Genomic DNA, 21,546 nt, shown 5'->3' with positions numbered 1-21,546 from the left:
GGCAAGCCCTGCTTGCCACTTCTGAACCAAGCGACTCACCGCAGCGCGGCGAGTCGCGCGCTGAAAGGAGCAACGATACTTTTGGATGATCGCCAAGAAAGCCGGATCACCACAGTTAATCTGGCTAAAACGATGAAGACATCGTTCCTGGAGTACGCGATGAGTGTCATCGTGGCCCGGGCGCTGCCTGACGTGCGTGACGGGCTCAAGCCCGTGCAGCGCCGGATCTTGTACGGGATGAACGAGCTCGGCGTGACGCCGGACAAGCCGTACAAGAAGTCCGCGCGTATCGTCGGGGATGTCATGGGGAAGTACCACCCGCACGGGGACTCTTCGATCTACGAAGGGATGGTCCGCATGGCGCAGGACTTCTCCTACCGCTACATGCTGGTCGACGGCCACGGGAACTTCGGCTCGGTCGACGGCGACGGCGCCGCCGCGATGCGGTACACCGAAGCCCGCATGAGCCGGATCACGATGGAGATGTTGCGCGACATCAACAAGGACACCATCGACTACCAGGACAACTATGACGGCACGGAAAAAGAACCGGTCGTGCTGCCGGCGCGCTTCCCGAACCTGCTGGTCAACGGGGCGACTGGGATCGCAGTCGGGATGACCACGAATATCCCGCCGCACAACATGGCCGAGGTTATCTCCGCGTTGCACATTCTGATGGACAACCCGGAGGCGACGACGCTTGAGCTGATGACCGCGCTGCCTGGCCCGGATTTTCCGACCGGTGGGTTGGTGCTGGGCAAGTCCGGTATTCGCCGCGCTTACGAGACCGGTAAAGGGGTCATCACGGTGCGCGCCAAGGCCGAGATCGAGACCCAAAAGAGCGGGCGCGAGCGCATCATCGTCACCGAGATCCCGTACATGGTCAACAAGGCCAAGCTGGTCGAGCGCATCGCCGAGCTGGCGCGCGAGAAGAAGATCGAAGGGATCACCGACCTGAACGATGAATCCGACCGCGACGGGATGCGCATCACGATCGACATCCGCCGCGACATGTCGGCGACCGTCGTGTTGAACAACCTGTTCAAGCTGACGCCGCTACAGACTGGGTTCTCCTTCAACATGGTCGCTATCGTCAACGGGGCGCCGAAGACCCTGAGCCTCAAGGAGATCCTGACGTACTACCTGCAACACCAAGAGAGCGTCATTCGCCGGCGGACCCAGTTCGACCTCAAAAAGGCCGAAGCGCGCGCCCACATCTTGGAAGGGTTGAAGATCGCGCTCGATCACATCGACGCGATCATCAGCATCATCCGCTCCAGTGAGACCGGTGATAAGGCCAAGGTCATCTTGATGGACAAGTACGCGCTGTCCGACAAGCAGAGCCAGGCGATCCTCGACATGCGTCTGGTCCGCCTGACCGGACTGGAACGCGAGAAGGTCGAAAACGAGTTCACCGACGTGCAGGCCGCCATTGCCGATTACAAGGACATCTTGGCCAAGCCTGAGCGGGTCCACCAGATCATCTACGACGAGCTGCTGGAGATCCAGCGCAAGTTCGGCGACAAGCGGCGCACTGAGCTGTTGGTCGGCGAGGACCTGAACATCGAAGACGAGGACCTGATCGAAGAGGAGAACGTGGTGATCACGCTGACGCATAACGGGTACGTCAAGCGGTTGCCGTCCAGCGAGTTCAAGACCCAGAACCGAGGCGGGCGTGGCCTGCAGGGGATGGGCGTGCACGACGATGATTTTGTCGAGCACATCGTCTCCACCTCGACCCATGACATCCTGCTGTTCTTCACCAACACCGGGAAGGTCTACCGGAGCAAGGGTTACGAGATCCCAGAATACAGCCGCACGGCCAAGGGGATCCCGATCATCAACCTGCTGGGGATCAGCAATAACGAGAAGATCCAGACGGTCATCAATGTCACCCCAGGTGGCGACGGCGAGCAGTTCCTGTTCTTCGTCACCAAGAACGGCGTGGTCAAGCGCACGCCGATCAGCGATTTCTTCAACATCCGGAAGAACGGACTGATCGCCTTGAACATGAAGGAAGACGACGAGCTGTCGAATGTGATCCCGACCAGCGGTGACGACACCCTGTTCATCGGGACCCACCTCGGTTACTCGGTCACCTTCAAGGAGGCGGATATCCGCAGCATGGGCCGCAGCGCGACCGGTGTGCGCGGCGTACGCCTGCGCGACGGCGACTACGTGGTCGGGTCTGACATCTTGGCCCCGGACGCAGAAGTCTTCGTCATCTCTGAAAAAGGGTACGGGAAGCGCACCCCAGCCGCGGAATACCCGATCAAGGGCCGCGGGGGTAAGGGGATCAAGACGGCCAATGTGACCGAGAAGAACGGACCGCTGGCCGGCGTCGCCACCGTCAAGGGCGATGAGGACATCATGGTGATGACCGATTCCGGCGTCATGATCCGCTTCAACATTGATACCGTCAGCCAGACCGGCCGCGCCACGCTCGGCGTGCGCCTGATCCGCGTGGACGACGGCGCCAAGGTCGCGACCATGGCGAAGGTCGAACCGGAGCCGGATGAGCCAGAAGGCACCACGCCGGCTGGCGACCCGACCGCGCCCGTTGCGACCGGCACCGACGCGGTGGACGACCAGCCGACCACCGAGACGCCAGTCGATCTCGGCACCCCGGCCGGGGATGCGACCGCGCAGATCAGCGAGCTGCTGGATCGCGCGGAAGCCGATCAGGATGATCCGGACGACGCAGAATAATTGATCCGGCCGTGTCGCGTCGCGGCACGATCGTACCTAGCGATAAGCGCCCCCTGTGAAACCCGAGCCTAGGTTTTGCGGGGGGTTGTGCTTATCTGACCGGCGGCGCCCGGTCGCCTGATGGTGCAGATTGGTTTAGTGTTTTGTCAGGTCTGTGTCAGGTTAGATTGAGAAGAAAAGAGAGGTTACCATGACGTTTGAATTGAGTTTTGCGGAGATCATCGGGCGCCTGCTGCTGGCGGTGCTCGTCTCCGGTGCGATCGGCTACGACCGCGAGCAGAAGAACCGCCCCGCCGGGATCAAGACCCACGTGCTGGTCTGCGTCGGGGCCTGCATCATCGCGCTGGTGCAAAAAGAGATCGGCTTCAACGCGCTGAACACCGCGACCCAGTACCCGAAGCTGGCCGGGGTGCTGCGCGCCGATGATGCGCGGCTGATCGCGCAAGTGGTCTCCGGCATCGGCTTCCTCGGCGCCGGCACCATCATGGTCCAGCACCGCGCCGTACGTGGTCTGACCACCGCGGCAAGCCTCTGGGCCGTCGCCGGTATCGGCCTGGCGATCGGGATGGGCAACTACGAGATCGCCGTCGCCAGTGCGATCATCGTGATCCTTGTCCTGGTTTTTCTCAAGCGGCTGATCCACATCAACCCGATGAAGAAGATCGAGATCCAGTACCGGCACAAGCTGGAGACCAAGGAGTTCATCCAGAACTACTTCGAGGCGCACAACATCACGGTCAATGATGTCAACTTCCGGGTGACCCAGACCGATGACGCGCAGATCTACGTCAACATCTACGAGATCGAGATCCCCAAGACGATGAACTACGCCGACGTGATCGAGGACATCTCGCTGAACAAGAACATCATGCGGATCCAGACGGTGAGCTTGTAACCAGAGCGACGCCAGGCCGTACTTAGCAGGCCGGCTAGCTGAGATAAGCGCATTGCACCCTGCACTTGGGTGTGATGCGCTTATCGTCGCTAGACGTACCTGCGTTGGCGTGGCGGTGCTCGACGAACCAGAGCGACGCCAGGCCGCACTTAGCAGACTGGCTAGCTGCGCCCATTGCTTGCGCTGCCAAAAAAGTTTGGGCCCCGCCACGGGGAAAGCCTTGCGTTGGCGTAATGTTAAGGTGTCACGGTGAGAAGGCTTTGTTTTTTAGGTGGCATTATGGTAGACTATTAGCTTGTGAGCATGTGCCTTTCTGGCCGGCTTACTCCTTGCTCCTAGGAATTAGGGGCCAAAGTCCACAAGGAGGTGAAACGTCAAATGGCTGAAACTAAGTATGAGATCACTTACATCATCCGTCCTGATATGGATGAAGAAGCGAAGGCACAACTGGTTGAACGTTTTGACAATATTCTGAAGGAAAATGGTGCAACCATCATTGATTCCAAGGATTGGCAAAAGCGTAAGTTTGCCTATGAGATCAAGAAGTACAGCGAAGGGATCTACCACATCGTGAACGCGACTGCGGAAGACTCTGCTGCGATCGATGAATTCGATCGTTTGGCTAAGATCTCTGGCGACATTCTTCGTCAGATGATCGTTAAGCGCGAAGACTAATTCATAGTCCAAACTATAACGAAGGGGAGCTGAAGGAATGATCAACAACGTTTCTTTGACGGGTCGTCTGACTCGCGATATCGAACTGCGCTATACGCAGGGCGGGACCGCGGTTGGGTCGTTCACGCTGGCGGTCGACCGCCAGTTCACGAACCAACAGGGTCAGCGTGAGACCGACTTCATCAACTGCGTGATCTGGCGTAAGAGTGCTGAGAATCTCAGCAACTTCACGCGTAAGGGATCACTGATCGGGGTCGAAGGCCACATTCAGACTCGTAACTACGAGAACAATCAAGGCCAGCGTGTCTATGTCACCGAAGTCGTCGTTGAGAACTTTGCGCTGCTGGAATCCCGGGCAACGACGCAAGCGCGTCCGTCCGAGCCAGCGCAGCCAGGGGATCAATCCAACGGCTACAATCAGAACTTTGGCGGCCAGCCGACACAGCCGGCGCCAAGTTTCGGCAGTAACCCCGCCCCATCATCGACACCGACCAGCAAGCCGTCCACGCCAGCCGGCAACGACAACTTTGCGAGTCAGGATCCATTTGCCGATAGTGGCAAGTCGATCGACATCTCCGATGATGATCTGCCGTTCTAGAAATCAGTGAAAAGGAGTGACATCAATGGCACAACAACGTCGTGGTGGCCGTCGTCGCCGTAAGGTAGACTTCATCGCCGCTAACCATATCGAATATATCGACTACAAAGACACCAACCTGCTGGAGCGTTTCGTTTCCGAGCGTGGCAAGATCTTGCCTCGTCGGGTGACCGGCACCAGCGCCAAGAACCAGCGTAAGCTGACCGTTGCGATCAAGCGGTCCCGCATCATGGGCCTGCTTCCGTTCGTTGCGGAAGACTAATCGCGATCAGCGCCGTCTCACAGTCATGTGGGGCGGCGCTTTTTTTGTGCGCATGCGCACCGAGTGGATCGGCCCTGGCGTGAAGCCGATCAACGGTTCTGGCGCCACGCCATCAGTTGTCGGGACACTTTTTGGGCCAATCGAGCGACGTGTGGAAAGTAATTGATCGTCATCATCAGCACTAGCCAACTGACCCAGAAAAGGTCAGAACTCATGAACTGGAACCGTGTCCAAATCAGATACCATAGACCACCAACTACGAAAGCCACAACGCCGGTGACGACCTTGCGATATAAGTCGGCTCGATCACGCTTCATGTGGATCCCCTCCCCTCGTTGCCAGCATTGTATACGCGACGCGCGCCCCTGTAAAGCAAAGTGTCTCCAAGGCGCGCGTCGGGCTTAGCGAGCACGGCGGAGTCAAGTCGACCTAACGATTGTGGTATTCGGACCGTGAGGGGCTTGCAACAACCGAGCAGATGGACCATGATAGCGGTGGAGACGTTATTAAGGTGAGCTTAAAGTCAAATCCCTGAGAGGAGATGATCTCATGGCAAAACCGCAATCACGACAAGAACTGATCCTCAGCAGTTACCAACACCACGACCGACTGATGGCCTTGATCGCCAGTCTCGGTCCCACCGCACAGACGGGCCGGTTCGCGTTCAAGGGGCGTGACCACAACGTGCGCGATGTGCTCGTGCAGCTGGCCGCGTGGCAGAAGATGTACCTCGACTGGAGCACCGCGAATCTGGCGGGGACGCCGGCGCGCTTTATGCCTGAACCGTACACTTGGGCAACGGCCGGCCACCTGAGCCGTAAGGTCTGGCGACAAAACCAGACGACCAGCCTGGCCGACGCGCAGCGCGCGTTTGACGGCGGGTACGAAGCAGCGATGACGCAGTTCGAAGGGTTGACTAACGAGCAGTTGTTTCGGCAGCGCTTCTACTCGTGGACTGGCCCGATGGTGCTCGGCGAGTACGCTGGCATGGTCACCGCGCAGCACTACGCGTGGGCGATCAAGGTCCTGCGCCGCTATAAGCAGCAGCACCGTGCGGACACGCCGTTGACACACGCATAAGACGACTGACACGCAAAATTTAAAATGAGCGGACACGGGTGACGCTGGCGAGGGCCAGCGCGGTCGTGTCCGCTCGTTTTGGGTGTATCACTAGCGCAACGGATCGGGATGTCACCGAAAGTTGCTCGGGCCACGCAAGGTAGCGGACGCTAAGGACGCCTCCTAGGCGCTCAGGCGACGCCTAAAAATAAAGGTGGGCGAGCACCCGCATGGCGATCAGGACCAACAGTGTGAGCCCGCTGGGCATGGGGTGTCGCGGGTGCGTGCGAGCGAGGACCAACGTCAGCCAGATCAACGCAGAGAGCCCGATCCAGAGCCAAGCCATGACGTGTGGCCAAATTACCAAGGCAAGCAGTTTGGTGATCAGAAACGGAAAAAAATAGGGCCGGAGCATTCGGTAATAGGCGATATAGACCTGCTTCAAGGTCGGTCGCCGGAGCAGATAGTAAGGTATACCAATTCAAGGAACGCTGTAAACACTTATTTTTTTTAGGGTCGCGACACTATACGGGTTATTAGCAAGATATATTAAGAACAACGGTATTAGGTGGCGAGTTAAGCTAAATTTAAACTAATCCGCCCCTAACTCAACTGAGTGTTTTGCGTTCGGGCAAGTGCAGTATTGGATGCGGACATTGACCTAGACCACGTGCTAGACGCGCACTTGCAATCAAAAAAGGCCTACGCGCGCCGTGTTGTCCTAGGACAACACGAGGAAGCGTAGACGCTCTTGGGTTCTGATGTCAGGGTGGCGCGGTCTGCTACATGCAGAACGGCGACCGGTCAGATCGGTGTGTGCATGTATGCGGGGCCCTTTGTGCTGCCCTGAACCTATTCGGGATCGATCTCTGGGGCCTTGCCCAGGTGGGCCTGCATCATCCAGATTTTCTTTTCGATCGCGGTCTTAAACCCGATGAAGATGTCTTGGGTGGAATCATCACCTTCCGCACCGGAGACTTCGATCCCGTGCTGGTAGACGCCGGCGAGGTAGCGGTAGTCTCGGACCAGGGTCTCAAGGCGTTCCGGGGTCGATTGGTCCCAGCTGCCTGGGGCGTCTTCGATGCCGGTGTGGTCGGCGAACTCGCGGAGCGTGGAGTACGGGGCACCGTCGAGGGTGATCAGGCGCTCGGAGACCACATCGAGCTGGTCGTTGAGTTCGTCCATGAACTTATCCATCAGTGGGTGAAGGTGCAGGAACTCAGGGCCCCGCATGTACCAGTGCGTCTGGTGGACGACCACCGAGAGTTGGCTCAGGTCTGCGACCAGTTGGTTCAAGGTTTCTTTAGTTTGGGTCAGATGCATCGCAATTGTCCTCCTTTGAGTGATGGTGATACATGCCCAGCATAGCAGAAGAAGGGGGGCGCTCGCCAAGAATACGCCTCGTTTTTCCGCCACGCCTGGCCTACAATAGCAGGAGGACAAGAGGAGGAGAGACTGATCAGACAGACAGTGAAAAATGGCGTGCAGATCATGCTGGGGGCGGCGCTCTACGCGGTCGCGATCAATTATTTTCTGATCCCCAATCGCATCGGCGAAGGCGGGGTGACGGGGCTGACGACCATCGGGTACTACGCGCTGAGCATCCCACCGGCGCTGACGAACCTGGTGCTCAATGGCCTGCTGATGGGGGTCGGGTTTCGCTTCTTAGACAAGCGCACGGTCGTGTACTCGCTCTGGGCGATCGCCTGGATCTCGGTGTTCCTGCGTGTGCCGGTGTGGGCGGCGTACCACACGCAGCAGACCGTCATCGCGGCGGTGTTCGGCGGGGTGCTGATGGGCGTTGCGATGGGCGTGATCCTGCGCGCGAACGGGACCATTGCCGGCAGTACCATTTTGGCTAAGATCGTCAATAAGTACTTCGGGGTCAAAAACGGCACGGCGACGCTGGCCTTCGACCTCTGCGTCGCGCTCCCGTCTGTCGCCGTCATCGGCTTCCAGAACATGTTGCTGACGGTGCTGGAGCTCTACGTCTCCGCTGTCGTGCTGAACCAGTACCTCGACCGCTTCGGCGCGATGCATTCACTGATGGTGATCTCGCCAGAGCACCAGGCGATCGCCGCGGCCTTGTCCGCGCAGCTCGGCCACGGCGTCACGCTGCTTAAGGCGACCGGCTACCACAGCGGCGCGGCGCAAGACGTGGTCTACTTCGTCTGCACGGCGCGGGAGTGGACCGCAGTGATCCCGATCATCGAACGCCTCGACCCGGCCGCCTTGATCGTCGCCGATCAGGTCCGCAGCGTACGCGGGGTGCAGATGAAGCAGTTGTTGTGACCGTTCAGGCGTGGGTCAGGCGCAAGGCGAGCTCGGTGCCCATCGCTTCAACGAGCGGGTAAAAAGGCCGAAAATCCTGGGCGACCGTGGCGGCGGTCGTCGTCGGGCGCAGGCGCAGCCCAACGTTAGTGGCGAGCTGGCGCATGTTGAGCCCGGCCAGGACCAGGCGGATCGCGATGTCGGCCTGGATATCGTGGTTGCCATAGATGATGGTGCCGACGGGTTTGTCGGCCCATTCGGCGTACACAGTGTCCAGGGCGTTCTTCAAGACCGCGGGGTAGCCCCAGTTGTACTGGGGAAACACGAGCACGAAGCCATCGCAGCCGGCGATGAGCGTGGCAAAACGCTGGGTGCTGGCGTTCTGGTAGTGACCATGGGCCAGGATGTCGGGCTCATCAAGGAAGGGCAGGGCGAGTTCGGCAAGAACGATCAGGCGGAGCGTGTAATCGTCGCGTTGCAGGGCGTCCAGTGCCCAGTTGGCGACTGCACCGCCGATGCGCGCGGTGCGATTGCTCCCCATGATGACCCCGATGACGGGCTTGTGAGTGGTGATAGACATGAGAAGACCTCCCAACATTATTGATTCATCTGAATACATTTGCTAGTATAGGGAGGCGCCAACGTCAAGTCAACTATTAATTCACGTGAATGGAAGTGGCCCTGTGATAGACGAACTCCTACGCTCGATCAACCAGCTACTGGCGCTGGATGATAACGATGACGCCGAAAAGCAGCGGGTGTTCGCTGAGACGGCGTCGCCAGCCTTGCAGGCGCTGGCCGGCCAGCTGTCGACGCGCGACGTGCTGATCGTTGCGACGGTCGCCGCCGCCCAGCCTTACCCGCAAAAAGCGCTGCATTCGGCGGTCAATACCTCGCAGCCCACCGCGAGCCGGGCAGTGGAACGGCTACGCAAGCTAGGCTTGCTCACCCGCGACCGGATCCCGAACAACCACAAGGAGTGGCAGTTGACACTGACGCCGCTGGGGGCAGAGGTCGCCGCGGCTAAGCAGGCCCTGGATCACGCCCTGCGCCAGCAGGCCGAAGCGGTCGCTGCGCACTATACCCCGACCGAACTTGCACGGTTCAAGCAGTTCGTCGATGAGATCGTCGCGCTGAAGGCCCCACGTGAGCGTGAGTAGACGACCAAGAAACCAGGCGCGACGGGACCCCCAAGGGCCGTCGCGCCTGGTTGGCGTGGGCGGTTTCACGTGAAACATGGTGACGCCAGAATGTTACGCCTGATGTTGTATTCGATCGAAGGATGTCTGTGCGCCGTCAGCGTTTTTCCCCGCGCACGATCAGCATCATCGGCGCCCGTGTCCAGTCCGCGTGCTGCGCAATGTCGGCGGCGGTGCCGCGTGGTTCCGCTACGGCGGTCAAGGTCAGCCCGGCGGCCAGTACGTCAGTCAGTAGCGTGCTCAGGGTGTGGTGATACTTCGTGACGGTGTGGTCGAGGAACTGGGTCGCGCGGGCACCTTCGTCAAAATACCGATCCACCGGCCACACCCGCTCACCGGTGGTGGTCGTCACCCACTGTTCGCGCCCTTCCGCCGTGAACAGCGGGTGTTCGAGGGTGACTAGCATCACGCCACCCGGTGCCAACATCGCGGCAATACGCCGCATCAGATCAGCGAGGTCAGTGATGTAATGCAGGGCTAGCGAGCTGATGATCACGTCGAAGCTGCCGGCGGGGCGGGTGAACGTCGTCAGGTCGCCTGCTTCGTAGGTGATGCCAGGTGCACTGTGGTGGGCGCGCGCCTCTGCCAGCATGCGCGTCGAGCTGTCGACGCCCAGCACCGACTGTGCGCCCTGTGCGGCGGCGTATTGGCAGTGCCAGCCGTAGCCGCAGCCGAGATCCAGCACGCGTTGGCCGGCTAGCGGTGGCAGGAGTGCCTGGAAGTCCGGCCACTCACCGGCGGCGTCCAGCCCGTGCTGGCTGCGCGGCATCTGGGCATAGGCCGTGAAGAAGGACGGATCATCGTAAGTGTTCGACATGAGTTGACCTCCGTTGATTGAACTTGCGCCTACAGTGTAGCACGTTCGCGCGGTGGGTGCTTACCGCTGGTGCACATCCGGCGATGGCCGATAGACGGCACCGTCTGACTTGGTCAGTGATCGGATTTTATTTAACGCGTTGTAATTATTGTGTGGTACCATAGAGGCATCACATCCAGGAGGGTCACACAATGACAGATAAGCGCACACTGAAGACGTTGGCGGCGATCGATGCCACAGGCTATGACCTGCTCGCGACGGTGGGGTTCGACCAGCTCTCGGTGCAGGCGTGGTGTACGGCGGCGCACATCACACGGCCGACGTTCTATGGCTATTACCTCGACAAGGGGGATTGGCTGGAGCGCCAGATCGATGTGGCGCTACGCCAGCTGACCCCGGCACTGGATGCGGCACCAGTGGACTGGCCGGTCGCATTGACACGCGCCGCCTGGGCGCGCCGCGTGCCGCTACGAATCCTCTTGCAGGTGCACGCGACGAAGCTCGACCTGACGGCGGCGCTGACCGCGCTGCTCGTGACGACGCTGCGGCCGCAGCTGAGTGGCCCGACCGCGGCGTACCGTGCCAGTGCGGCGGCTTCGGCGTGCGTGCACGACCTGGTCTGGCTGCTGACCGAAGGGCGTAATGTACAGGTGGAGGCGCAACAACGTGAGCGACTGGCCGCGCTGATCGACGCGAGCTGACCCGATTTATATTTAACGTGACGATAAATATTAGGAGGCAGATATGAAGGTGATCTTGATCGGTAACGCCGGTACGGGTAAGTCGACGCTGGCGCGCCGCTTGCGGGCGACGACAGGCTGGCCCCTGCTGTCGCTGGATCGGATCTGGCACGCGATGGATTACAGCCATGTCGCCAAGCTGAAGTTCGCCCAGGCGCAGCGAGCGTTCATGGCGGCGCACTCGGATTGGCTCATCGACGGCAACTACGGCAGCACGCTACCGCTGCGGCTCGCGGAGGCAGATCTGGTCGTGTGGGTGCAGTGTCCGCGCCTGCTGGCGATCGCGCGGGTGCTGCGGCGCTCGTGGCGGTTCCGGCGTGATCCCACGACCCGTCCGGATATGGCCCCGGGGTTCACGGAACGGCTCGATCGCGAATACTGGGCGTTCTTGCGGTACGTGTGGGCGTACGACCGGCGCGCGCAGACGCAGATCGTGCCGCTGCTCGCCGGGCACCGGGTCGTCGTGGTGCGCACCGCGCGCCAGAAGCGTGCGCTTTTGCGCAAAATTCATGCCGGGCACGCAGTTTAGGCGAGTAATCTGACCGGATCCGGTGCATAATAAGAAGTATCAAATGAGTGGAGGAACTATTTCTGATGAAAATCTCTGAATGCGCCGCACTGTTGATGACGAGCCAAGCCGACCACGCTAAGTTGCTGGCGGCGACGGGTGAGGTGACGGCGTTGACCGCCAACACCGCCCAGGTCACGCCGGGCTGCACCTTCGTTGCGATCCATGGGGCGCGCTTCGATGGGCACGACCACGTGCAGGAAGTGATCGACGCCGGGGCGCAGTTCGTGATCGTCGAGCGGCCGGTGCAAGCGACGGGTGCGCTTATCGTGCAGGTGCCGGACACACACAAGGCGCTGGCGCAGATGAGCGTGCGGTTCTTCGGTGACGCGAGCCGTCAGCTCAAGGTTTACGGCGTGACGGGCACGAACGGTAAGACGACGACGACGCACTTGATCGCCGCGATCATGGCGACGCAGCACGCCTCGACGGGGATCATCGGCACGATGTACGCGAAGATCGGCGGGCAGGAGTACCCGGCGACCAACACGACACCGGACGCGTTCGACACGCAAAAAGACTTGGCGGCGATGGTCGCGGCCGGTGATTCCGCCGTCGCGATGGAGGTCTCTTCGATCGCGCTGGCGCAGGGGCGCAGCTGGGGCGTGGATTTTGACACCGTCGTCTTCACGAACCTGACGGAAGACCACCTCGATTACCACAAGACCTTCGAGGCGTACTTCGACGCCAAGGCGCTGCTGTTCGAGCAGCTTGGCAACACCTACCACGCAGACGGCAAGCCGAAGACCGCGGTCATCAACATCGATGATCCGTACGGGGCGCGGCTGGTCGAAAGCACCGCGGCCAATGTCATCACCTATGGCACCCAGGGTCAAGGGAGCCTGGACGCCGAAGACGTGCGCATCACCAGTCGGGGGACGGCCTTCACGCTCAATGCCTTCGGCGCGCGCTACCCTGTGACCTTGCGCTTGATGGGGGACTTCAACGTCTACAACGCGCTGGCTGCGCTTGGCGTTGCCTACGCACAAGGGGTGCCGATGCAAGACGCCATTGACGCGCTGGAAAAAGTGCCAGGCGTGCGCGGTCGCTTCCAGGTCGTGCCGAACCCGGCTGATGTGACGGTCGTCGTTGACTACGCCCACACCCCGGATGGCCTCGACAACGTGCTCGACACCATCAACGCGTTTGCCAAGCAGCGCGTGTTCTGCGTCGTCGGTTGTGGCGGGGACCGCGAGACCACGAAGCGGCCGATCATGGCGCACATCGCGCTCGATAAGTCGACCGACCCGGTCTTCACCGCGGATAACCCGCGCACCGAAGACCCTGAGGCGATCCTCGACGAGATGGTCGCCGATATCGACGCGACCCTGTACCACCGCGATTCCGACCGCCGCGCCGCGATCAACTATGCGCTGAGCCAGGCCAAGGCTGGTGACGTCGTGCTGATCGCCGGGAAGGGCCACGAAGATTATCAGATCATCGGCCACACCAAGCACCACTTCGATGACGTCGAGGTCGTCGAAGACTTTTATGCGCGCAAATAGGGCGCGCACCGCAGGCCGCCGCTCGGGGATCGCGCCACTAGGGGTGACGCGGGCGCGTGCGGGCCACAAGGGAGGCGGTTCAAGATGACGTTAGTGGATACCCAGGCCTTGCAGCGGCAGATCATGGCCAACAAAAAGCGTCAGGGCTGGAATACGACCGACGTCCAGTTCGAGCTCCTGGAACTGTACGGCGAGGTCAACGAGCTGTTCAGGGCTTGGCTGCACGGGGATCAAGCGAACTTCCGCGAGGAGTTGGCGGACGTCGCGATCTTCCTGGCCGGGATCGCCGAGATGGGCCATGTCGATCTCGGTGAGGCCACGCTGGCGAAGGTGGCGATCAACGAGAAACGAGTGTACCGCAATGGGGTCAAGGTGGCCCCGGATGAAGCGATGCCCACCGAACCTTGAGGTGAGCGGCGTAAACGGGCTAAGACATCATTAACGGCTCATGAATGCATCACGACTATTCCAGACTAGCACGACTCACCAAGCGACGCCCATGGCGTACAAGCGCGGCCCCGTGTCACCCCCAAGCTTTGGGGTGACACGGGGCCGCGCTTGTATTCTGGGCTAAAGTCGCTTTACGTTAGGCCTTATCCGTCCGCTGCAGCAACTGCGGCTCACTGAGGCGCAGGAAGATCAGGTTGATCAAAAGCAGGCAGGCGGTGGAGATGAAGACGACGTTGTAGTCGAACATCCCAGCTAGCGCGCCGCCGAGGAAGGCACCGAACATGTTGCCGAGCGCCTGGAAGCTCTGGTTCCACGAGAAGATCGCGCTGGTGGTCTCCGGCGGGGTGTTTTTGGTCAGCAGCGTCTGGATGGTGGGGAACAGGCCCGCGTCGGACACGCCGACGAACAACCGCAAGACCCCGAGGCCGACGACGCTCCCGATGATGCCTTGCGGGAAGTAGACGAGCACGGCGAAGAGGTAACACCCGATCAGGACGCGCCCAGAACCATGCTTGTCGCCGTAGCGGCCGAGGCGCGGGGCGGCCAGGATGTTGGAGATCCCCGGCAGTGCCGCGATCACCCCGGCGACGACGGTGATGGCGCCTTGGTTATGCATCAGCTCCTTGATGTATAGGGAGATGATGGGGGAGATCGAGGCGTTCCCGGTCTGCACGATCATGGTGGAGACCAGCAGGATCACGATCAGCTTAGGGTCTGCGACCTTGTGGAGCAGCGACTCGCGCGGCGCCCCTTTGACGCGCTTGATCGGCACGAAGGATTCCTCGACCATGAATGCGGACATCAGGCACACGACGACGAGCAGGCCGGCGGTGATGAAGAAGGTGTTGCGGATGGAGAAGACCTGCGCGAGGATCCCCCCGACGATCGGGCCGAACAGCGTCCCGGAGACCCCGCCGGTCACCAGCGTGCCCAGCGCGCTCCCGGCTTTGCGCCGCGGCGTCTGCGAGGCCACCAGCGCCTGGGCGTTGGGGATGTACCCGGAGAAGAAGCCCTGGAAGAAGCGGCAGGCGAACAGCGCCCAGACGTTGGTGCACAGGCCCATCAAGGCCATCGACACCGCGATGCCGAGGCTGGCCCGGATCAGCATCACCTTGCGCCCGGTGCGGTCGGCGAGGCTGCCCCACATCGGTGAGACGATCGCGGTGACCAGGAAGGTGATGGCGTAGATCAGCCCGCTCCAGAAGGTCAGCTGCTGCTTGGTGAAGTCGCCCATCTGCCCGACGTAGAGGGACAGGAAGGGCATGATCTCGGAAAAAGCGATCCCGGCCACAAAGGTACAGAACCACAACACGTACAGGTTGCGCTTCCAGGGGCCTTTTTCACGTTGGGCGTCATCCATGACGAATCATCTCCTAATAATTGAACGATAAGAGCTATTATGCCACTTTAAGGCCAAGACGTTAAGCCGGGCGTGCCGCGTGTCACATTGCGTAAGTGCGCAGTGCGACGGCTGCACCGCCCGCGGTGTTGGCCGGCACCACGTGTGTGGCCGCGGCTCGCACGCCAGCACTGCCGTTGGCTAAGGCGATGCCCACGCCGGCCGCGGCCACCATCGGGATATCGTTGTCGCCGTCGCCCATCGCCATCGTCGCCGTCATCGGCAGGTGGTCATGCGCAGCGAGGAACCGCAACGCGGCGAGCTTTGACACGGCGGGGTGGGTGATCTCCAGGTACGTCGGCTTGGAGCGCGCCAGCGTGACCTCAAGCCCGGGCACTGCCGTCAGCGCCGCGGCCAGCGCGTCGATCGCTGCGGGGCCCCCCATGCAGAGGACCTTGTGCACCGGTCGCCCGCTGGCTAGCAAGGCGACCGGGTCGGTGGCGGTCGGCGCGAACCCGGTGATCGCCTGTTCCTGTGTCACCCAGGCGCTCGGCGCCGCACACCAGTCCAGCCCCGCGAACAGGTTCAGGCTGATCGGCTGCGCAAGGGTTTGGCTGCAAGCCGCGATCGTCTGCGCGGCGCCGACCGGCAGTGGTTGCTCGGCCAGTGGGGTGAAGCCGGCGTCGGTCGCCGTGACGATCAAGGCGCCGTTGAGGCTGACCAGCGGCCCGTTCGCCCCGAGCTGGTCGGCGAGCGCCACCATCCCGCGCGGCGGCCGGGCCGAGGCGAGGCAAAAATGCCCACCGGCTGTGACATAATCATGCACTGCGGCGATCACCGCCGCAGGCAGCTGGTGCTGGTCGTCGAGCAGGGTGCCATCGATATCGCTCAGAACAAGGGAACGTTGCATGCAGAGACCTCCTGTGTTTCACGTGGAACAAGTTCAGTATCGCCCATCGCGCCGCGGTCGTGCAAGTGCGCCGCCCGGCCCCGCCGCGTCCCGGGTGGGTCATTGCGGCGGTGGCGACTTGGTGAACGGCCGCGGCAGGTGCCAATCTGGCGGCCAGCTGGGGGGCGACCAGTCCGTCAGTTGCGCCGGCAACGTCGGCCAGTCCGGGCGCTTCGGCTGTGGCAGGCTCTGCCACAGCGCGGCCAGTAGCTGACTGAGCACGCGGCGCCACTGCGCGGTGACGGCCGGGTCCTGGTGCCGCAGGCCGGTCAGGATCGCCCGAGCGCTTTGGGGCCAGTCGGTCCGCAAGTCGGCGAAGGTCGTCGCGTGTCCCTGGGTGACCAAGGCGTACGCCGCGTCGAGCGCGGCCCGCTTGGTCTCGTCGTCCAGCCCGGCCACCCAGGCCGCGATGCTCCGCTGGGTGTATTGGGCCAGTGCGTCGGTGGCGGGGCGGTAGACGAAGTCACGCTCGGCCACGCGCCAGGTGAAGGGGTCGTGCTGGTTGAGCGCGTGGGCGGTGCTTTCGACGACCTGATAGACTTGCTCGGGGTCGAATAGTGTCCCGATGACGCTCGACTGCGGCACCAGCTTGTGCACGCGCGCCTGCAAGGCGGGCGGTACCGGTGTCCCAAGGCCCGGGCCGTCAGCGTTGACCACTGCGGCGACTTGCGCTTGCAGCGCAGCCGGCGCGTGGGCGTAAGCGTAGGTCGCGAGGTTGCCGCCTTTGGAGTGGCCAGCGAGCGCGTAGCGACCGGGGAAGCGCGCGGCGATGTCGATGAAGTAGGCCAGGGCCGCGCGCTGTGAGGGGATCGTCTGCAAGTAGGCGAGGTTGAAGTCCTCTTTCCAATCGACGAAGGCCGCCCGGGTGCCACGGAAGGCCAGCACGTGCACACCGGTGGGCAGCGAGAAGGTGATCGCTGAGAATTGTTGCTCGGCCTGCACATCCAGCTGCGAGACGGCCGAGTGCCAGCGAATGGTGCGGTACCGCGGCTGTGCCGCCAGCACCGCCAACAGGGCCGCGTTGGCCGCTGGCCGCCAGGTGTCCTGGACCAACGCCTGGCGCAGGGCCGGGTCCTGCAGCGCGTCGAGCCGGTTCAGCCCCCCGCCGAGCGTTTCGAACGGAAAATAGGCGAGCTGCGCCAAGATCACGCCGTCCACCACAGTGGGGGCCAGTACGTCGAATGGCTGCGTGCCGCTGCGTGCGGCATAGCGGGTCATATTGTCCATCAGATCACCTCAGCTTCATTATGCCATAAATCCCGCGGGGGGATGGCCGAGGCGTGACCACTAACTTTTGGTCAGAATATTGATCAAACTTGATCTGCGTCAAGTTGGCTTGCGGCGTTGCCCCCTATACTGGAGTCATCAGAACAAAGGGAGCGAGAGATGATGACAGTTCAGAAGTGGCTACAGACGCATAACGGGCAGATCACCGCGGCGGCGGCGGGCCTGATCGTGGTCGGGTTCGCCGGCCGCTACTTCGCGCACAGCGCGCTGGGGTACGCCGTGCCGATGGCGCTTGCCAGCGTGATCGCCGGGGTGCCGATCGCGCTACACGCCTATCAGGCGCTGCGGGTGAAGGTGGTGTCGATCGAGCTACTGGTCACGATCGCGGTGATCGGGGCCTTGGCGATCGGTGAGTACAACGAAAGCGCGATCGTCACCTTCTTATTCCTGTTCGGGAACGTGCTGGAAGCCAAGACGTTGGCCAAAACGCGGGCGTCGATCCGCAGCCTGACCGAGATGGCCCCGACAACGGCGGTCGTGCTGCAAGCGGACGGTACGACCGAGACGGTGGCCGTCGATGACGTTGAGGAAGACGACATCGTGGTGGTCAAAACCGGCGCGGCGCTGCCGGTCGACGGCGTCGTCGTGCAAGGCGACGGCTACGCGGATGAGGCGGCGGTGACCGGTGAATCGCGGGCGGTGCACAAGCGTGTCGGGGACCCGGTGTTTTCCGGGACGATGCTGGCCGACGGCGCGCTGCAGGTCCAAGCGACGAAGGTCGGGGATGACACGACCTTCGCCAAGATCGTCGAGCTGGTCGAAGACGCGCAGGACACCAAGAGCCACGCGGAGAAGTTCATCGACCGCTTCGCGCAGTCCTACACGCCGGCGGTGCTCCTGATCGCGCTGGTGGTGTTCGCCTTCAGTCGTGATCTGCGCCTGGCGATCACGGTGCTGGTGCTCGGCTGCCCGGGGGCCCTGGTGATCGGGGCGCCGGTGTCGAACGTGGCAGGGATCGGCAACGGGGCCAAGCGTGGGATCTTGGTCAAAGGCGGTACGGCGATGGAGGCCTTCGCTAAGGTCGACACCTTCGTGTTTGACAAGACCGGCACGTTGACGAAGGGGGAGACCGCGGTGACCGCCATCAAGACGTACGGCGGCACAGCCGACGAGTGGCTGACGCAGGCGGCGGCGCTTGAAGCGCTGTCCGATCACCCGCTGGGGCGCGCGGTCCTGGCAGCCGCCGCGACCCGCGGGCTGGACTACCGCCACGTTGCGCTGGTGGACCACCAGACGCTGCGCGGTCAAGGCGTCACCGCGACGATCGCGGGCCAGCCGGTCTGTGCCGGCAACGAGAAACTGCTGGCAGCACACCAGGTCGCGCTGAGCGCAACGCAGCAGGCTGATCTGCGTGCGCTGCAGCAGACGGGCAGCTCGATCATCATCCTGGCGGTGGCCGGGACGGTGCGGGCGCTGATCGGCGTGGCGGATGTGATCCGACCGGAGGCGAAGGCGGCGCTCGCCGCGTTGCGTCAAGCCGGGGCCAAACACCTGGTGATGCTGACGGGCGATAACCCGCTGACGGCCGAGTACGTCGCCAAGCACCTGGGGCTGGACGAGGTCCACGCCGGGTTGATGCCGGACGAGAAGGTCGAGTACGTGCGGCAGTTTCAGGCGGCCGGGCGCCATGTGGCCTTCGTCGGCGACGGGATCAACGACTCGCCGTCGCTGGCGACTGCTGATATTGGCATCGCGATGGGGTCCGGCACCGACGTCGCGATCGAGACCAGCGACGTGGTGCTGATGCAGTCGCGTTTTGACGCACTGGTGCACGCCTACCGGTTGGCCAAAAAGACGGTCTGGAACACCCGCGAGAACGTTATCATCGCCATCGCGGTCGTCGCGTTCCTGTTACTGGGCCTGATCGCCGGGTTCATCTACATGGCCAGCGGGATGTTCGTCCACGAGGCCAGTATCCTAGTCGTGATCCTCAACGCGATGCGCCTGATCGATTACGGCGGCCGGAGGTCAAACCTGGCCTAAACTTGATCTGCGTCAAGTCGCACTGGTCGCCGGGGGATTACACTGAAGTGGTCAATCAAAGAGGAGGCTAATTGTTATGAATCAGAAGATCATCATGCAACTGGACGAGCTGACCTGCCCGTCTTGCCTGACCAAGATCGAAGGGGCGGTCAAGAACACCCCAGGCGTCGGGACGGTCAAGGTCCTGTTCAACGCCGGCAAGGTCAAAGCGGAATTCGATGACCGTCAGGTGTCTGCGGACACGCTGAGCGAGGTCGTCACCCAGCTCGGCTACGCTGTCCAGTCAATCAAAGTCAAGCCACTGTAAGGAGGAAACCAAGATGCCAACACAAGCAGAACTCGAGGCCAAGTACCAAGCTGAAGTCGCCAAGGCCGACGCGGACCACCACAAGCCGACCGCTGGCGCGATGACCGGCCACATCCTCGCGAACCTCTGGGTGATGGACGTCAAGCTCCACCAGGCGCTGTGGTTCGTCCACGGGCCACAGAGTTACGCGCTCCAGCAAGTCTACACCGACCTGATCGCCACCAACCGCACGCAGATCGACGCGCTCGGTGGCCTGTTGCTGGATGAAAACGAGTTGCCGCCCGCCACGGTCCAGGAGCTGACGACCTACACGAAGATCGCCGAGGATCCACGGCTGAAGTACGCCGATGCGGCGACCGTCGTCGATGCGACGGCCCATGACTTCACGACGGCCAACCTGTTCATCGACCGGGCGATCAAGCTCGCCCAACGCGAGGACCGCCCCGCGATGGCCGCTTGGCTGACCGGGTTGCGCGGCGCAAACAACGCGGCGACCCGCAAGCTCCAGGCCTTCCTTGGCAAGACGGCCTGGGAAGGGCTCGTCGAGGTCGATGAGGATGAAGACGACGACTGACCGCGCTCGGCCTTGGGGCCTGCGAGGTTGGTGGGCGCAGCGTGCATGAATGAGGGGACGAGACGTTGGTCAAGTCCCCTTTTTGGATCCGCTTGCGCTGGCCCTTCTCCTGAACCGTGATATCGGTTACACTAGCGGGGAGGTGACGTGATGGATGACTTTGCAGAACTAGCCAATGGCGCGCTGTACTGGCCGAGCGACCCCACGATGCTGACGGCGCAACTGGCGCGGCAAGACGCGCTGGCACGCTTCAATGCGCTGGCGCCGAGCGACCCGGCGCGTGCGGTGCAGCTGCCGCAGCTGTGCGCGGCGGCGGGCCCGGGGTGCACGCTGAGCAGTCCGGTGCACGCGAACTGGGGGTTGGCGCATGTGACGCTGGGCGCCCGCGTCCGTGCAGGGGCCGGCCTGATGCTGGTCGACGACGGGCCGATCACGATCGGGGCCGACACGGTGCTGGACGTCAACGTGACGCTGGCGACTGGGGGCCATCCGGTGTGGCCGGCGCTGCGCGAGGCGGGCTGGGTGCACAACCAGGCGATCACGATCGGGGCCCGCTGTGTCATAGGCGCCGGCGTGACGGTGATGCCAGGCGTGACGGTGGGCGATTCGGTCTGGGTGGCCCCGGGCAGCGTGGTCACCCATGATCTGCCCAGCGGGTGCGTTGTCGGCGGTCGACCGAGCCGCGACTGGAATAAAGGAGAGATGAACATGGATGATGTTTTGCGTAACGGGGATTTGTACGTGCCGAGCGATCCGGCGCTGATGGCAGAGCAGTTGAAGTGGCAGGATCTGCAGGCGCGCTACAACCAGACGCTGCCGTCTGAGCAGGCGCGCCGCAGCGAGATGCTGACGACGATGTTCGGGGCGATCGGCCCGGATTGTTACATTGAAGCGCCGATGCACGCGAATTGGGGCGGGCACCACGCGTTTTTCGGGCGACAGATCTACGCCAACTACGGGCTAACGATGGTCGACGACGGGCCGATCTACGTCGGCGACTACACGATGATCGGCCCGAATGTCGTGCTGGCGACAGCTGGGCATCCGGTCGACCCCAGCCTGCGCGAGCGCGGGTACCAGTACAACATGCCGGTGCGCATCGGCCGTAACTGTTGGCTGGGGGCCGGGGTGATCGTGCTGCCCGGGGTGACCATCGGCGATAACGTCGTGGTCGGCGCCGGGAGCGTGGTGACGCGCGACCTGCCGGACAATGTCGTTGCGGTGGGTGATCCGTGCAAGGTGCTCCGGCCAGTCAATGCCCACGACCGCGAGTACTACTTCAAGGACCGCAAGATCGACTGGGCCGCGATCCCCCATCAGGACTGACGCGGCGCGCCGAGACAAGTCCGCCTTGCGCCC

At 62.4% G+C, this 21,546-nt stretch carries 23 protein-coding genes and 1 pseudogene; 17 read left to right on the top strand and 7 right to left on the bottom strand.

Going from position 1 to position 21,546, the window contains the following annotated elements; all coding sequences use genetic code 11:
• Positions 1-81: 81 nt before the first annotated feature.
• The 5 genes from gyrA (at position 82) to rpsR (ending at position 5,139) form a co-directional block, all read left to right on the top strand.
• The gene (gene gyrA / locus HII33_RS00305; protein ID WP_179393804.1) at positions 82-2,709 is read left to right on the top strand and encodes a DNA gyrase subunit A; all 2,628 of its coding nucleotides are present in this window, start codon (positions 82-84) and stop codon (positions 2,707-2,709) included.
• Between the two features lie 190 nt (positions 2,710-2,899).
• The gene (locus HII33_RS00300; RefSeq protein ID WP_179393803.1) at positions 2,900-3,604 is read left to right on the top strand and encodes an MgtC/SapB family protein; all 705 of its coding nucleotides are present in this window, start codon (positions 2,900-2,902) and stop codon (positions 3,602-3,604) included.
• A 378-nt stretch (positions 3,605-3,982) separates the two neighbouring features.
• The gene (gene rpsF / locus HII33_RS00295) at positions 3,983-4,279 is read left to right on the top strand and encodes a 30S ribosomal protein S6 (protein ID WP_179393802.1); all 297 of its coding nucleotides are present in this window, start codon (positions 3,983-3,985) and stop codon (positions 4,277-4,279) included.
• A 37-nt stretch (positions 4,280-4,316) separates the two neighbouring features.
• Positions 4,317-4,877, top strand: a complete 561-nt coding sequence (ssb, locus tag HII33_RS00290) for a single-stranded DNA-binding protein (RefSeq protein ID WP_179393801.1) — start codon at positions 4,317-4,319, stop codon at positions 4,875-4,877.
• 25 nt (positions 4,878-4,902) lie between these two features.
• Positions 4,903-5,139, top strand: coding sequence for a 30S ribosomal protein S18 (gene rpsR, locus HII33_RS00285; protein WP_054718320.1), 237 nt, complete (start codon positions 4,903-4,905; stop codon positions 5,137-5,139).
• Positions 5,140-5,228: 89 nt separating this feature from the next.
• Here rpsR and HII33_RS00280 read toward each other — a convergent pair whose 3' ends face one another.
• Positions 5,229-5,456, bottom strand: a complete 228-nt coding sequence (locus HII33_RS00280; protein ID WP_179393800.1) for a hypothetical protein — start codon at positions 5,454-5,456, stop codon at positions 5,229-5,231.
• Between the two features lie 232 nt (positions 5,457-5,688).
• On the opposite strand from HII33_RS00280, the gene HII33_RS00275 reads away from it, so the two are divergent.
• The gene (locus HII33_RS00275) at positions 5,689-6,219 is read left to right on the top strand and encodes a ClbS/DfsB family four-helix bundle protein (RefSeq protein WP_179393799.1); all 531 of its coding nucleotides are present in this window, start codon (positions 5,689-5,691) and stop codon (positions 6,217-6,219) included.
• 831 nt (positions 6,220-7,050) lie between these two features.
• Here the strand turns inward: HII33_RS00275 and HII33_RS00270 are convergent.
• Complete coding sequence (locus tag HII33_RS00270) at positions 7,051-7,521, bottom strand: Dps family protein (RefSeq protein WP_179393798.1); 471 nt, start codon at positions 7,519-7,521, stop codon at positions 7,051-7,053.
• A gap of 168 nt (positions 7,522-7,689) precedes the next feature.
• Between HII33_RS00270 and HII33_RS00265 the strand changes: the two genes are divergently transcribed.
• Positions 7,690-8,490, top strand: a complete 801-nt coding sequence (locus HII33_RS00265) for a YitT family protein (protein WP_179394674.1) — start codon at positions 7,690-7,692, stop codon at positions 8,488-8,490.
• Positions 8,491-8,494: 4 nt separating this feature from the next.
• Here HII33_RS00265 and HII33_RS00260 read toward each other — a convergent pair whose 3' ends face one another.
• Positions 8,495-9,049 carry an NADPH-dependent FMN reductase gene (locus tag HII33_RS00260; RefSeq protein WP_179393797.1) on the bottom strand — a complete coding sequence of 185 codons (555 nt, stop codon included), beginning with the start codon at positions 9,047-9,049 and terminating at the stop codon, positions 8,495-8,497.
• A 103-nt stretch (positions 9,050-9,152) separates the two neighbouring features.
• Between HII33_RS00260 and HII33_RS00255 the strand changes: the two genes are divergently transcribed.
• Complete coding sequence (locus tag HII33_RS00255; protein WP_179393796.1) at positions 9,153-9,629, top strand: MarR family transcriptional regulator; 477 nt, start codon at positions 9,153-9,155, stop codon at positions 9,627-9,629.
• Between the two features lie 136 nt (positions 9,630-9,765).
• Here the strand turns inward: HII33_RS00255 and HII33_RS00250 are convergent, their stop codons facing one another.
• Positions 9,766-10,485 carry a class I SAM-dependent methyltransferase gene (locus tag HII33_RS00250; protein ID WP_179393795.1) on the bottom strand — a complete coding sequence of 240 codons (720 nt, stop codon included), beginning with the start codon at positions 10,483-10,485 and terminating at the stop codon, positions 9,766-9,768.
• Positions 10,486-10,676: 191 nt separating this feature from the next.
• On the opposite strand from HII33_RS00250, the gene HII33_RS00245 reads away from it, so the two are divergent.
• The 4 genes from HII33_RS00245 to HII33_RS00230 all read left to right on the top strand — a co-directional run bounded on the left by HII33_RS00245 (position 10,677) and on the right by HII33_RS00230 (position 13,706).
• Positions 10,677-11,186, top strand: coding sequence for a hypothetical protein (locus tag HII33_RS00245; RefSeq protein WP_179393794.1), 510 nt, complete (start codon positions 10,677-10,679; stop codon positions 11,184-11,186).
• A 43-nt stretch (positions 11,187-11,229) separates the two neighbouring features.
• The gene (locus HII33_RS00240) at positions 11,230-11,754 is read left to right on the top strand and encodes a P-loop NTPase family protein (protein WP_179393793.1); all 525 of its coding nucleotides are present in this window, start codon (positions 11,230-11,232) and stop codon (positions 11,752-11,754) included.
• A 65-nt stretch (positions 11,755-11,819) separates the two neighbouring features.
• On the top strand, positions 11,820-13,298 hold the full coding sequence (locus HII33_RS00235) for a UDP-N-acetylmuramoyl-L-alanyl-D-glutamate--2,6-diaminopimelate ligase (protein ID WP_179393792.1): 1,479 nt from the start codon (positions 11,820-11,822) through the stop codon (positions 13,296-13,298).
• Between the two features lie 84 nt (positions 13,299-13,382).
• Positions 13,383-13,706, top strand: a complete 324-nt coding sequence (locus HII33_RS00230; RefSeq protein WP_179393791.1) for a MazG nucleotide pyrophosphohydrolase domain-containing protein — start codon at positions 13,383-13,385, stop codon at positions 13,704-13,706.
• 178 nt (positions 13,707-13,884) lie between these two features.
• Here HII33_RS00230 and HII33_RS00225 read toward each other — a convergent pair whose 3' ends face one another.
• The 3 genes from HII33_RS00225 to HII33_RS00215 all read right to left on the bottom strand — a co-directional run bounded on the left by HII33_RS00225 (position 13,885) and on the right by HII33_RS00215 (position 17,263).
• The gene (locus HII33_RS00225) at positions 13,885-15,108 is read right to left on the bottom strand and encodes an MFS transporter (RefSeq protein WP_179393790.1); all 1,224 of its coding nucleotides are present in this window, start codon (positions 15,106-15,108) and stop codon (positions 13,885-13,887) included.
• Between the two features lie 82 nt (positions 15,109-15,190).
• Positions 15,191-15,997, bottom strand: coding sequence for a Cof-type HAD-IIB family hydrolase (locus HII33_RS00220; protein ID WP_179393789.1), 807 nt, complete (start codon positions 15,995-15,997; stop codon positions 15,191-15,193).
• A 99-nt stretch (positions 15,998-16,096) separates the two neighbouring features.
• Positions 16,097-17,263, bottom strand: a complete 1,167-nt coding sequence (locus tag HII33_RS00215; RefSeq protein ID WP_179393788.1) for an Mbeg1-like protein — start codon at positions 17,261-17,263, stop codon at positions 16,097-16,099.
• Between the two features lie 162 nt (positions 17,264-17,425).
• Between HII33_RS00215 and HII33_RS00210 the strand changes: the two genes are divergently transcribed.
• The 5 genes and pseudogenes from HII33_RS00210 (at position 17,426) to HII33_RS13725 (ending at position 21,513) form a co-directional block, all read left to right on the top strand.
• Positions 17,426-19,306, top strand: coding sequence for a heavy metal translocating P-type ATPase (locus HII33_RS00210; RefSeq protein WP_179394673.1), 1,881 nt, complete (start codon positions 17,426-17,428; stop codon positions 19,304-19,306).
• Between the two features lie 76 nt (positions 19,307-19,382).
• The gene (locus HII33_RS00205; RefSeq protein WP_179393787.1) at positions 19,383-19,613 is read left to right on the top strand and encodes a heavy-metal-associated domain-containing protein; all 231 of its coding nucleotides are present in this window, start codon (positions 19,383-19,385) and stop codon (positions 19,611-19,613) included.
• A 13-nt stretch (positions 19,614-19,626) separates the two neighbouring features.
• Positions 19,627-20,187, top strand: a complete 561-nt coding sequence (locus HII33_RS00200) for a ferritin-like domain-containing protein (protein ID WP_179393786.1) — start codon at positions 19,627-19,629, stop codon at positions 20,185-20,187.
• A 150-nt stretch (positions 20,188-20,337) separates the two neighbouring features.
• Positions 20,338-20,814: pseudogene (locus HII33_RS13930) on the top strand (LbetaH domain-containing protein); the annotation flags it as partial.
• Between the two features lie 75 nt (positions 20,815-20,889).
• On the top strand, positions 20,890-21,513 hold the full coding sequence (locus tag HII33_RS13725) for a sugar O-acetyltransferase (RefSeq protein WP_246287277.1): 624 nt from the start codon (positions 20,890-20,892) through the stop codon (positions 21,511-21,513).
• Positions 21,514-21,546: the final 33 nt, after the last annotated feature.

It is taken from the genome of Lacticaseibacillus absianus (genome assembly GCF_013407595.1).
In the GTDB taxonomy this organism is placed as follows: Bacteria; Bacillota; Bacilli; order Lactobacillales; family Lactobacillaceae; genus Lacticaseibacillus; species Lacticaseibacillus absianus.
Note: the sequence above shows the minus strand (reverse complement) of the source record. Positions and strands in the feature narration are given on the sequence as shown.